Below are 12,683 nucleotides of genomic sequence, written 5' to 3' on the forward strand. Positions count from 1 at the left end.
GTCGCCTACCGGGTGGCATGACGACCAGCATGAGGCAGGAATGTCCGATATCTCACGATCATCCCGCAGTGATACAAACACGTCAAAGCCGAAACGGTTTGTGTTTCTTCTGCTCGATCACTTTACCTTGCTGTGTTTTTCTGCCGCTGTAGAGAGCCTGCGTATTGCCAACCGTATGGCAAATGAGACGCTGTATGAGTGGCGCATTATCGGAGAAGGCGGCGACATTGTGCATTGCTCCGCGGGCAGCGGTTTCAAGCTGGATGGCGACCTCGAAGATCTGCAGCGCGACGATATTCTCTTGGTCTGTGGCGGCATTGATGTGCAGGCAGCGACAACAAAACGGGTGCTGGGCTGGCTGCGACGCGAATCCCGCAAAGGGGTCATGCTGGGGGGGCTGTGTACCGCTGCCTACACATTGGCAAAGGCAGGTTTGCTGGATGGTAAAAAGGCGACAATCCACTGGGAGAACCAAGACAGTTTTGCCGAGGATTTCGAGGATGTGACGCTGACGAAATCCGTCTTTGTGGTCGATGGCAACAGGATAACGACAGCGGGGGGAACATCCTCGATTGATTTGATGCTCAAACTCATTGCCGAACAACAGGGTGAGGATCTTGCCAATCTGGTGGCGGATCAATTGATCTATACGTCGATCCGCACGGATCAGGACACACAGCGCCTGTCGGTTCCAACCCGTATAGGTGTCAGGCATCCCAAGCTGAGCCTTGTGATCCAGATGATGGAAAGCAACATCGAAGAGCCAATCAGCCCCTCAACCCTTGCGCGCGACGTCGGCATGAGCACGCGCCAGCTTGAGCGACTTTTTCGGCGATACCTGAACCGCAGCCCCAAGCGGTATTATATGGAATTGCGGTTGCAAAAAGCGCGTAACCTCTTGATGCAAACCGATATGAGCGTGATCAATGTGGCGCTGGCCTGCGGGTTTGCTTCGCCTTCGCATTTTTCGAAATGCTACCGGGCGCATTATGACACCACTCCTTACCGCGAGCGCGGGAGTCATGCGTCACGGTTGTCGTTTTAACAGCCGCGTGAAACCGGTGCGGATGCATCACATCAATATACCTGCGCAACATATTGATTTTAATTACTGATCCTATAAATGGCTCGATTCCCGACAGAGATAAACCAGATGCTGCCATCCACAGCTTCGGCAATATCACGCACGCGGGCGGTTGCATCATTCCGGATCTGCTGAACTTCACGCGTTTTCTCACCGGATATGGCGAGCCGCGCGATGTAGTCGTCTTTCAGCGAGCCGACAAACATGTCACCGCGCCATTTAGGAAACATATCGCCCTGATAGACCAACAGACCCGATGGCGCGATAGACGGGTCCCAGTAAGACGCCGGCTGCTCCATGCCAGCGCGCGCCGTGCCCTCGCCGATTTTCCCCCCGGTATAGTGGCGGCCATATGAAATGACGGGCCAGCCGTAATTCGCGCCCTTGCGCACCAGGTTGATTTCGTCGCCACCTCGCGCGCCATGCTCTGCCGTCCAAAGTCTGCCCTGCGCATCCAGCCCGGCTCCCTGCGGATTGCGGTGCCCGAACGACCAGATTTCAGGCTGCACATCGGGGGTATCCACGAATGGGTTGTCGGATGGAACGCTGCCGTCCCGGTTGATCCGGATCACACTGCCTGCGTGGCTGTTTCGATCCTGCGCAGATGGCCTGTCGCCACGATCCCCAATGGTCAGGTACACGGTTCCGTCCGTACCTTCGACAATGCGCGATCCAAAATGCCGGCCCCCGGAAGACCCCGGCGCCATCACAAAGATATCGCGTAAATCCAGCAGTGAGCCACCATCCTGCGACAAGGTTGCCACCGCCAGCGCCGTGCCCGCGCCGCCCTGCTGGCGTTTGCTGTAGCTCAGAAACACGGACCGGCTGGTTGCGAAGTCGCGCGCCACAGTCACGTCCATCAATCCACCCTGCCCGCGATCAACGACCCGCGGCGCGCCTTGCACCTCGCGCAGCACGCCCGCGTTCCACAAAAGCACACGCCCGTCCTTTTCGGTAATCAGCAACTGCCCATCCGGCAGATGATCTATCGCCCAAGGCTCATCCAAACCGGTCACGACCGGGGTAAACACGATATCCGCCCGCGCCATCAGAGCGGACGCTGAGATAGCGAGCATGAACAGCCACGATAGAGTCAGTATTTTGCGCATGAAATCCTTCCTGTGCCGGGTCTTAGGGAGGCAGATTTCCACCTGAAAGGGCAGAATTTCCAACCTTTTTCAGAGCAGTCGAGCGATACAGCCAAAACCGCTTTCTTTTCGAAAATAGGGCGCATAATCTGCAAGGCGAACGCCAAGTTCCAATATGGGAGATTAACAATGAAAAAGATGCTTATGGCCACAACGGCTGCAGCACTGATTGCCACGACTTCATTGGCAGATGATACGAATAGTGAAGTAACTCTCGGTGTGTTGTTCGGATTTACCGGTCCGATTGAATCCTTGACCGGCCCAATGGCGGCGGGCGCTGAGCTTGCGATGACGGAAGCGACAAACAGTGGCAAATTGCTCGACGCGGCGACCGTGACGTCGATCCGCGCCGACACAGGCTGCATCGACAACGGTCTGAGCACATCCAACGGCGAGCGTATGATTGCTGAAGGCATCAATGGATTGATCGGCGGGGATTGCTCCGGTGTCACCGGCGCGATTTTGCAAAACGTGGCGATCCCGAACGGCATGGTAATGATTTCACCCTCTGCCACATCGCCCGGCCTGACCACGGTTGAAGACAACGGCCTGTTTTTCCGCACCGCCCCATCGGACGCGCGCGAAGGTCAGGTGATGGCCGAAATCCTGCAGGAACGTGGCGTAAAATCCATCGCGCTGACCTACACCAATAATGACTACGGCAAAGGTCTCGCCGACGCGATCCAGAGCAACTTTGAAAGCGCGGGTGGCGAAGTCACAATCGTTGCAGCGCATGAAGACGGCAAGGCGGACTACTCCGCTGAAATGGGTGCACTGGCCTCGGCGGGTGGCGATATCCTCGTGGTTGCGGGATACCTTGACCAAGGCGGCCTCGGCATTATCAACGCGGCACTGGACACAGGCGCATTTGACACTTTTGGCCTGCCCGGTGGTATGATCGGTGACAGCCTTCCCGCCAATGTCGGCTCAGCGCTGGACGGGTCTTATGGTCAGATTGCCGGGTCCGGCGGTGAAGGGATCGAAAAGCTCAAGGAGCTTGCGGGGGACGCATTTGATGCCACTTCGCCCTATACGCCCGAAAGCTATGATGCAGCCGCGCTTTTCATGCTCGCGATGCAGGCGGCAAATAGCGTTGATCCTGCGGAATACGGCAAACACATTCTGGATGTGGCCAACGCGCCGGGCGAAAAGATCTACCCCGGTGATCTGGCCAAAGCCTTTGATATTCTGCGCGAAGGCGGCGAGGTCGACTATGTCGGTGCCTCTGCGGTTGAATTGATCGGGCCCGGCGAATCCGCGGGCACCTACCGCATGATTGAAGTGCAGGATGGCGCAAACGTCACCATCGGCTTTAAGTAAAAGCCCGCTTGATACGAAAACAGCCCGGTGTCTTTGACGCCGGGCTGTTTTTGGGGGCCGCAAGAAAGCTGGGAAAATGCAAGGCACAGGCATGATCGTCGTCGAAGACCTTCATAAACACTTTGGTGGATTCCGGGCTGTGGATGGGGCGTCGCTGGAAATTGCGCAGGGATCGATCACGGGGCTGATCGGGCCGAACGGTGCCGGAAAAACAACTCTTTTCAATGTTATCGCGGGCGTTCTTAAACCCACATCAGGCCGTGTTTTCATGGCAGGCGAAGACATCACGGGCCTGCCACCGCATGATCTGTTTCACAAAGGGTTGCTGCGCACTTTTCAGATTGCGCATGAGTTTTCATCCATGTCCTGTCGCGAAAACCTCATGATGGTCCCCGGCGATCAGGCGGGTGAGACGCTTTGGAACACATGGTTTGGCCGCAAACGCATCGCCGATCAGGAACGCGCGCTGCGCGCCAAGGCAGACGAAGTACTGGAGTTTCTGACCGTGGAACATCTGGCGGATCACAAAGCGGGGCAAATTTCGGGTGGGCAGAAAAAGCTGTTGGAACTGGGCCGCACGATGATGGTCGATGCGCGGATCGTGTTCCTTGATGAAGTCGGCGCGGGCGTGAACCGGACGCTGTTGAACACCATCGGCGATGCGATCATCCGTCTCAATCAGGAACGCGGCTATACCTTTGTCGTGATCGAACATGACATGGATTTCATCGGGCGCTTGTGTGACCCGGTCATCTGCATGGCCGAGGGGCGCGTGTTGGCAGAGGGTACATTGGACCAGATCAAGGCCAACGAACAGGTGATCGAGGCCTATCTCGGCACCGGGCTGAAAAACAAAGAGGTTTTAAAACATTGATACAAAACGGTTTCTTTAAATCCGTGGCGCTTGCCCTTTTCTGTGTCGCCGCATCTGCCGCGCATGCACAATCCATTGTCGGGTCAAGTTCGGTAGAGGGTCGCAGCATAACACTCTTTTCAGACGGGACATGGGCCTTCACCGATCGCCAGCGCTCTGATTGCAAGCCGGTGCTCTCTGACTTGTCGTTTTGTGGTATCTCCCCCATCTGGACACAGACCCCGCCCCCAAGCGCGGCGATCGACGCGCAATTCATGCGCGCCGACACGGAATTCGTACAATTCATCTCAGATCGCGTCGGCACGGCGCAGGGCATAGAAATGGATAGTGCCAAAGCCGTGATCCTAGATGGGGTCGCCGGCATCACGGGCGTGCGCGTGCGTGATATTCCGGTTTTAAGCGATGAGCCTGCGGAAGTTGACGGGAAGGACGCCGTCACCATAGCCTTTTCCGTGACTTTCAGGGGGGTGCCTGTTGTTTTTGCCAATACCATCCTTCTGGAAGAGAGCAGACTGCTGCAAATGCAAAGCTATGTCATCGGTGCGACCGCCTATTCCGACGACCACCGCGCCTTGCACGCGACTTTTCTGAACCTTGTGGAAATGGACTGACACCGATGGCCACGCCCTTCCTGATCGGCGAGAACATGACCGGCGGGTACGGCGCAGGGCCGGACATTCTGCACGATTGCACGATTGCCGTGGATCGCGGAGAGATCGCCGTGATCGTTGGCCCAAATGGTGCGGGCAAATCAACGGGTATGAAGGCCGTGTTCGGCATGCTGAACCTGCGGCAGGGGCATGTGCGCCTTGATGGGGAGGATATCACGGCCCTCACCCCGCAGGCACGGGTGACAAAGGGCATGGGATTTGTGCCGCAGACCTCCAATATCTTTACCTCCATGACGGTCGAGGAAAACCTGGAGATGGGTGCGTTCATTCGCACCGATGACATCCGCCCGACGATGGAACAAATCTATGACCTCTTCCCGATCCTGCGCGACAAGCGCCACCAGGCGGCGGGGGAGCTTTCGGGCGGGCAACGCCAGCAGGTCGCCGTGGGCCGCGCATTGATGACCCAACCCAAGGTGTTGATGCTGGACGAGCCAACCGCCGGGGTCAGCCCCATCGTGATGGACGAGCTTTTTGACCGCATCATCGAGGTTGCCCGCACCGGCATCCCCATCCTGATGGTGGAACAAAACGCCCGACAAGCCCTTGAGATCGCCGACAAGGGTTATGTGCTGGTGCAGGGGCGGAACGCATATACGGGGACGGGCAAGGAAATGCTGGCGGACCCTGAAGTCCGCAAATCGTTTTTGGGGGGATGAGACCAGAGATGGGCATGAGTATATCGATAATACTACGTATCGCGACGGTCATTGCGATGTTGCTGCCCGCTTCTGTCGCACAAAGTCAAATAGCGGAGTGTATCTTTGCAGAAACTTGCGTCGACAAAACGTGCTCCGGTATCGAACCCGCGGTATTGCGATTTAATGCTATGCGATTGACCGACGACGGCGTTTCATTTTTTGTCATCGCCGACCCCGTTTTGATAGATGGGCCAACGATTGACTCCGAACAACAACCTAACCTGATTGGGATAGTAATTGATGGTGGCGTCGGCCAACTTTCACTTCTGCCCGATGAAGAAGAGAAATTTCAAATATCTCTTTCGAGCTTTCATCCGCCAATACTTTCGCAGGTGCTCCTGATTGAGGAAACTGGTCCATTTGAACCCTCGCCGGCGACTCTTACGGTCCAGAGAAATAGCTCCCAAGGTGTGCTAAGTACCGTTCACATCGGTATCTGCGATTGGGTTAATTAGTGATGGACTTCCTAAACGCCCTCATCGCCCTTTTGAACTTCGTCATTGTTCCCGGCATGGCCTATGGCGCGCAGCTTGCTCTTGGCGCTCTCGGGGTCACGCTGATCTACGGCATCCTGCGGTTTTCGAATTTTGCGCATGGGGACACGATGGCGTTTGGGGCCATGGTGACGGTTTTATTCACATGGCTGTTTCAAAGCTGGGGGTTTTCACTGGGGCCGCTGCCGACCGCCCTGCTCGCCCTACCCTTCGGCATCTTGGCTTGTATGGGCTTGCTGCTGGTCACCGACCGCATGGTCTATCGCTTTTACCGTGAACAAAAGGCCAAGCCGGTGATCCTGGTGATCGTCAGCCTCGGCGTCACCTTCATCCTTAATGGCATCGTGCGTTTCATCATCGGGCCGGACGATCAGCGCTTCACGGATGGAGAGCGCTTTATCATCTCCGCGCGCACATTTCGCGAGATGACAGGCCTGCGCGAGGGGCTTGCGATCAAGACGACGCAAGGGATTACCGTGCTCGTCGCCGTCATCTGCGTGATCCTGCTGTTCTGGTTTCTCAACCGCACGCGCACAGGCAAATCCATGCGCGCCTATTCCGACAACGAAGACCTCGCCTTGCTCTCCGGCATCAACCCCGAACGTGTCGTGATGATTACCTGGCTGATCGTCGCGGGCCTCGCCACCATCGCGGGCGTGCTTTACGGGCTGGATAAGTCGTTCAAACCCTTTACCTATTTCCAACTGCTTCTGCCGATCTTCGCCTCCGCCATCGTCGGGGGCCTCGGCAATCCGCTTGGGGCGATTGCAGGCGGATTCGTGATCGCCTTTTCCGAAGTAACCGTGACCTACGCGTGGAAAAAAGTTCTGACGTACCTCATGCCCGAAAACCTTGAACCCAGCGGCCTCGTGCAGCTTTTGTCGACGGATTACAAACTCGCAGTGAGCTTTCTGATCCTGCTGATCGTGCTGTTGTTCAAGCCGACCGGATTGTTCAAAGGGAAATCAGTATGAACTCGGCGCTGAAAAATACCATGCTATTTGCGATCGTGGGCGCAATGATCCTCTACACCGGGTTCACGCAAAGCTGGAATACAGCGCTTGTGATTGTCAACATGGGGCTGATTTCGGCGATCATGGCGCTGGGTGTGAACCTGCAATGGGGGTTTGCGGGGCTGTTCAACGTCGGCATCATGGGCTTTGTGGCCCTTGGCGGCTTGGCTGCGGTTTTGATCGGAACGCCCGCGACACCCGGCGCATGGAGCGCGGGGGGCTGGAATATCCTGAGCGCTTTCGTCTTTGCCCTCGTGATGGTGGTTGTGGTTGTCATTGTGCGCCGGCGTATGGACGCTGGCTGGCCACGTAAAATCGTCGTGCTGGCGCTGCTGGTCTTTGGTTTTTTCGTCTATCGTGCCTTGTTCGATCCCGGTGTCGATGCGATCGAGTCGATAAACCCGGCGGCGACAGGCAATATCGGCGGGCTTGGGATAGATCGCGGGCTTTGGGTGACGCTGGCTTGGCCGGTTGGGGGTCTGTTTGCGGCCGCTGCGGCGTGGATCATTGGCAAAACCGCGCTGGGTTTGCGCTCGGACTATCTGGCGATTGCCACGCTCGGCATTGCGGAGATCATTATCGCCGTTCTCAAGAACGAGGACTGGCTCGCACGCGGTGTGAAAAACGTCGTGGGCCTGCCGCGTCCGACGCCCTATGAAATCGATCTGCAAAACGACCCGGCTTTCGTGGAACGCGCCGCAGGCTTTGGAGTTGATGCGGTCACCGCCTCGACGCTCTATGTCAAGCTGATGTATGCAGGGCTCTTTACGGTTGTGCTGGTGGTCCTGCTGGTTCTGGCGCAGCGCGCGCTGCACAGTCCGTGGGGCCGGATGATGCGCGCCATTCGCGACAATGAAGTCGCCGCCGAGGCGATGGGCAAGGACGTCACCGCGCGGCATTTGCAAATCTTTGTTCTGGGGTCTGCCATTTGCGGCATTGCCGGGGCAATGATGACGACATTGGACGGCCAGCTGACGCCCGGCACCTATCAACCCTTGCGCTTTACCTTTCTGGTCTGGGTCATGGTCATCGTGGGCGGGTCCGGCAACAATTTCGGCGCGATCTTGGGCGGCTTTCTGATCTGGTTCCTCTGGGTGCAGGTCGAGCCGATGGGCTTGTGGCTGATGCAATTGATAACATCTGGCATGGCCGATGGATCAGCACTCAAGGCGCATCTGATCGAATCTGCAGCGCATATGCGGCTCTTTACCATGGGGATGGTCTTGCTGTTGGTCCTGCGGTTCAGCCCACGCGGTCTCATCCCTGAAAAGTAACAGCGTGAAACTAGCGCCCTTTGAACAGACTGCCGAGAATACCGCGCACCATCCGACGACCCGTTGTCCCGCTTAACTCCTTGAGCACGGCATTGGTGAGGGCTGAACCAATTGTTTCAGGTTGCTTGCGCGCGCGGGTGCTGCGCCGCGATGTTGATCGGGCAACCCGCTGACCACTGTAGCGCCGCGCGGCGTTGAATTCGCGCTCTAGCGCCGAGGCCTGTTCCGCCAGGTCTTCAGAGTGTTCCGCTTCCTGCGATGCCGCATCCGCGCGCTGTTTCAGGATTTCATAGGCTGACTTGCGATCAACCGTCTTATTATAACGCGCCGCCATATCTGATTGCGCCATGATGTCAGCCCGCTCAGTAGCGGAGATTGGTCCAAGATGGGATGACGGGGGGCGGATCAACGTCCGCTCAACGACGCCGGGCACACCTTTCTTCTCAAGCATTGACGTCACGGCTTCGCCGACCCCGACTTCACGGATTGCGATTTCCGTGTCGAATTCAGGATTCTCACGATAGGTATCCGCCGCCATCCGCAGCTCTTTCTTGTCCTTGGCCGTGAAGGCACGCAGCGCATGCTGGATACGGTTGCCAAGTTGCCCGAGGATGTCTTCGGGCACATCTGCGGGGTTCTGGGTGATGAAATAGACACCGACCCCTTTGGACCGGATCAGCCGCGCGACCTGCTCAACCTTATCCACCAACGCTTTGGGGGCATCATCGAAAAGCAGATGCGCCTCGTCAAAGAAAAACACCAGTTTGGGTTTGTCGGGATCCCCCACTTCAGGCAGTTCTTCAAAGAGTTCTGAAAGCAACCACAGCAGGAAGGTTGCGTAAAGCGCTGGGGCCCCCATCAGCTTGTCTGCGGCAAGAATGTTGATCTGCCCGCGCCCCTGCGAATCCCTGCGCATCAGGTCGGAAAGCTGCAGCGCAGGTTCCCCAAAGAGGCCGGTGCCACCTTGGTTTTCCAGCACCAACAAACGACGCTGAATCGCCCCGATAGAACTTGAAGAGACATTGCCATATCGCAAGGCCAAGGTTTTGGCATTTTCACCGATCCAGACCAGCAAAGACTGCAAATCCTTCAGATCAAGCAGCGGCAACCCTTCCTCATCTGCGAGCCGGAAGGCGATATTGATGATACCCTCCTGCGCCTCAGTCAGATTGAGCAGGCGTGACAATAGCAGCGGCCCCATCTCTGACACGGTTGTGCGCACGGGGTGCCCTTGATCTCCGAAAACATCCCAGAACGTGACCGGAAACGCGTCATAGGAAAAGTTTGCAAACCCTATCTTTGCAGCCCGTTCACTGAAGGGCGCGTGTAGCTTATGCGTGGGGCTGCCTGCTTTGGCCAACCCGGACAAATCACCCTTAACATCCGATAGAAATACAGGGACTCCGGCATTTGCAAACCCCTCAGCCAGAATTTGCAAAGTTACGGTTTTCCCCGTTCCCGTCGCCCCGGCAATGAGGCCATGCCGATTGGCGTAATCGAGTTTCAGAAATTGTTGGGTCGCATATTCCGGACCGCCACCACCGATGAAAATATCTGATGTCACGCTGCTTTTTCCAATCACTTCTATTCTTGTAGGATGACCATACGTTTTTAACCTTTCAGGGCCATAGTAAATTTGACCGACGTCGATTCATGTCCTTTTGGCGTTGGTCTCCTCCCTGTTAGACTGGCCGTGCCAATTATTGGTACGGCCTTTTTTCAAAACTGGGTTCTTATATGAATAATCAGAGTTTTAGCTGTTGACGGGTCGAGCGGTGTTTCGTACCTTTACAAAAATAAGTCGGCCAGTCCGACGGGGAGAAGAAATACGAGAGAGGGAATGCGGTTTCGCGTTCCCTTTTTTTGTGATCTGCCCCTGAAAAGAAGTGTTTTGGCGCAAAATTGAAGGCATTCGGCCTGACAGTCTTTTGCGAGCGTGCTAGATCATCACCAAACATCCAAGACGGAGCCAACATGTCCAGAACATCTCGAGTTTTTTCCGCATTCGCCTTGATGGCGGCGGGTTTTTTGACCGCACCCATGAGCGTGCATGCGCAAGACGCGACGCAAGGCGAGTTAACCGGCGAAGGGCTCGCATTGGGTACTGAAGTCGACGACACACCGCGTCCGGGCGATACCTACATACGAGAGACTTTTCAGGACTGGTCGCTGCGTTGCGTTGTCGTCGAGGACGCGGATGATCTGTGCCAGATGTATCAGCTTTTGTCAGATGGCAATGGCTCTCCGGTGGCTGAGTTCACCATGTTCCGTCTGCCTGAGGGCAGCCAGGCTGCCGCAGGTGCAACCATAGTCGTTCCCCTCGAAACGGCATTGGCCGAACAGTTGGCGATAAAGGTCGATGACCAGACCGGACGCAAGTATCCTTACGCCTATTGCAACACCATCGGGTGTTATGCCCGGATCGGCCTGACGTCTGCTGATGTCGATTTGTACAAGCGCGGCGCGCAGGCTGTGCTGTCCATTGTGCCCATCGCGGCACCGGATCAACGTGTCAATGTGACCTTGTCGCTGAAAGGGTTTACAGCCGCTTTCGAGGCGTCTTCATTTCTTACCCAATAGGGTTGCGTCCAGCATCGCGGTGCGGGTTCAAACCTTGCGCAGGGCCAGCACCGCGTTCATGCCCCCAAAGGCGAAAGCGTTGGACAAGGCGACGGTGACTTTCGCATCGCGCGCCTCATTGGGAACCACATCGAGCGCACATTCCGGATCAGGTTCCTGATAGCCAATGGTCGGGGCAATCACCCCGTCCCGCAGCGCCATAATGCAGGCGAGTAATTCGACAGCACCGGTGCCGCCAATCAAATGACCATGCATGGATTTGGTGGATGACATCATCAATTTGTCCGCATGCGGTCCAAACACATCTGCCACCGCGGCGCACTCGGTTTTATCGTTGGCCGCAGTGCCTGTGCCATGCGCGTTTATATATCCCACCTCATCCCGGTTCAGGCCCGCATCGCTCAACGCGCCGGCCATCGCGCGCGCCGCCCCGTTCTTGGAGGGCATAACAATATCGGCCGCATCAGACGACATGGCAAAACCCACGACTTCGCATAGAATGTCGGCGCCGCGCTTTTTGGCCGCTTCATAGTCCTCAAAAACAAAGACCCCTGCTCCTTCGCCCTGCACCATCCCATTGCGGTTGGCCGAGAACGGACGGCAGGCGTCGCGCGACATGACACGCAGCCCTTCCCAGGCTTTGACGCCGCCAAAACACAGCATGGATTCCGATCCGCCGGTGATCATGACAGGCGCCAGCCCGGACCTTACCATCATGAAGGCCTGCGCCATGGCGTGATTTGACGATGCGCAGGCGGTCGAAACCGTAAACGAGGGGCCTTTGAGGTTATGCTGCATGCTGACATGAGAGGCAGCCGCGTTGTTCATCAACTTGGGAACGACAAACGGATGCACGCGGTTTTTGCCGTCCTCGTACACGGAACGATAGTTGTCATCCCAAGTGCTCACACCGCCGCCCGCCGTGCCCAACACGACGCCGGATTTGGCCGCAAGGTCGCCGGAAAAGCTCAACCCCGATTGTGCGATTGCTTCACTGGCAGCCGCCAGTGTAAATTGCGTAAAACGGTCATAGAGGGAAATTTGCTGACGATTGTAGCGTCCTTCGGCCTCAAAACCGCGCACCTGCCCCCCGATCTGTATCGACAAGCGTTCAACATCCCGCAGCGCCAGTGGGCCGATGCCGCACACGCCCTCCCGCATCGCCGCAAGTGTTGTGGGAACGTCATGGCCCAAGGCGTTGATGGTGCCTGCCCCGGTGATCACCACACGTTTCATGCTATGTTAGCCCTGCTCTTTCTGCAGGCGGGTGATCCCTTCGACGATGGACGCGACTGAGGAGATGTCAAAGTCGCTTTCCGTCGGATTGTTGGCGTTAAACGGCACGGTGATGTCAAAGGTCTCCTCGATTGCAAAGATGCACTCCACGAGCCCCAGACTGTCTATGCCCAACTCTTCAAGCGTACTGCTCGCAGACACATCCGCAGGGTCAAGGACGGCATGCTCTGCGATGATGGAGATAACCTGATCCTGTGTGCTCATCGGTTTGCCCTTATATCGTGCGCC

13 protein-coding genes are annotated in these 12,683 nt (G+C 56.7%); 9 read left to right on the forward strand and 4 right to left on the reverse strand.

The genetic code is table 11. The features are described from left to right. Positions 1–40: 40 nt before the first annotated feature. Positions 41–1,045 carry a GlxA family transcriptional regulator gene (locus RLO149_RS09365; RefSeq protein ID WP_013961841.1) on the forward strand — a complete coding sequence of 335 codons (1,005 nt, stop codon included), beginning with the start codon at positions 41–43 and terminating at the stop codon, positions 1,043–1,045. 59 nt (positions 1,046–1,104) lie between these two features. Here the strand turns inward: RLO149_RS09365 and RLO149_RS09370 are convergent, their stop codons facing one another. Continuing rightward, complete coding sequence (locus RLO149_RS09370; protein ID WP_013961842.1) at positions 1,105–2,193, reverse strand: PQQ-dependent sugar dehydrogenase; 1,089 nt, start codon at positions 2,191–2,193, stop codon at positions 1,105–1,107. 168 nt (positions 2,194–2,361) lie between these two features. Here RLO149_RS09370 and RLO149_RS09375 point away from each other — a divergent pair, with 168 nt between their 5' ends. From RLO149_RS09375 to RLO149_RS09405, 7 genes are all read left to right on the forward strand, one after another. Further along, complete coding sequence (locus RLO149_RS09375) at positions 2,362–3,552, forward strand: ABC transporter substrate-binding protein (protein ID WP_013961843.1); 1,191 nt, start codon at positions 2,362–2,364, stop codon at positions 3,550–3,552. A gap of 91 nt (positions 3,553–3,643) precedes the next feature. Further along, complete coding sequence (locus tag RLO149_RS09380) at positions 3,644–4,426, forward strand: ABC transporter ATP-binding protein (protein WP_044025606.1); 783 nt, start codon at positions 3,644–3,646, stop codon at positions 4,424–4,426. Next, positions 4,423–5,037, forward strand: a complete 615-nt coding sequence (locus tag RLO149_RS09385) for a hypothetical protein (RefSeq protein ID WP_013961845.1) — start codon at positions 4,423–4,425, stop codon at positions 5,035–5,037. The genes RLO149_RS09380 and RLO149_RS09385 overlap by 4 nt, the downstream gene beginning before the upstream one ends. A 5-nt stretch (positions 5,038–5,042) precedes the next feature. Beyond that, the gene (locus tag RLO149_RS09390; protein ID WP_013961846.1) at positions 5,043–5,756 is read left to right on the forward strand and encodes an ABC transporter ATP-binding protein; all 714 of its coding nucleotides are present in this window, start codon (positions 5,043–5,045) and stop codon (positions 5,754–5,756) included. A 14-nt stretch (positions 5,757–5,770) separates the two neighbouring features. Continuing rightward, on the forward strand, positions 5,771–6,253 hold the full coding sequence (locus RLO149_RS09395) for a hypothetical protein (RefSeq protein ID WP_148264338.1): 483 nt from the start codon (positions 5,771–5,773) through the stop codon (positions 6,251–6,253). A gap of 2 nt (positions 6,254–6,255) precedes the next feature. Then, positions 6,256–7,266 carry a branched-chain amino acid ABC transporter permease gene (locus RLO149_RS09400; protein ID WP_013961848.1) on the forward strand — a complete coding sequence of 337 codons (1,011 nt, stop codon included), beginning with the start codon at positions 6,256–6,258 and terminating at the stop codon, positions 7,264–7,266. Then, positions 7,263–8,579 (forward strand): branched-chain amino acid ABC transporter permease, encoded by a 1,317-nt coding sequence (locus RLO149_RS09405; protein ID WP_013961849.1) that lies wholly within the window; start codon positions 7,263–7,265, stop codon positions 8,577–8,579. Before RLO149_RS09400 ends, RLO149_RS09405 begins: the two co-directional genes overlap by 4 nt. A gap of 10 nt (positions 8,580–8,589) precedes the next feature. Here RLO149_RS09405 and RLO149_RS09410 read toward each other — a convergent pair whose 3' ends face one another. Continuing rightward, entirely contained in the window at positions 8,590–10,143 is a 1,554-nt protein-coding gene (locus tag RLO149_RS09410) for a helicase HerA-like domain-containing protein (RefSeq protein WP_044025607.1), read from the reverse strand. A gap of 410 nt (positions 10,144–10,553) precedes the next feature. Between RLO149_RS09410 and RLO149_RS09415 the strand changes: the two genes are divergently transcribed. Continuing rightward, positions 10,554–11,159, forward strand: coding sequence for an invasion associated locus B family protein (locus RLO149_RS09415; protein WP_013961851.1), 606 nt, complete (start codon positions 10,554–10,556; stop codon positions 11,157–11,159). Positions 11,160–11,186: 27 nt separating this feature from the next. On the opposite strand, the gene RLO149_RS09420 is transcribed toward RLO149_RS09415, so the two are convergent. Continuing rightward, entirely contained in the window at positions 11,187–12,395 is a 1,209-nt protein-coding gene (locus RLO149_RS09420; protein ID WP_013961852.1) for a beta-ketoacyl-[acyl-carrier-protein] synthase family protein, read from the reverse strand. 6 nt (positions 12,396–12,401) lie between these two features. Then, positions 12,402–12,659 carry an acyl carrier protein gene (locus tag RLO149_RS09425; RefSeq protein WP_013961853.1) on the reverse strand — a complete coding sequence of 86 codons (258 nt, stop codon included), beginning with the start codon at positions 12,657–12,659 and terminating at the stop codon, positions 12,402–12,404. Positions 12,660–12,683 lie beyond the last annotated feature (24 nt).

Source organism: Roseobacter litoralis Och 149 (assembly GCF_000154785.2).
GTDB classification, from domain to species: domain Bacteria; phylum Pseudomonadota; class Alphaproteobacteria; order Rhodobacterales; family Rhodobacteraceae; genus Roseobacter; species Roseobacter litoralis.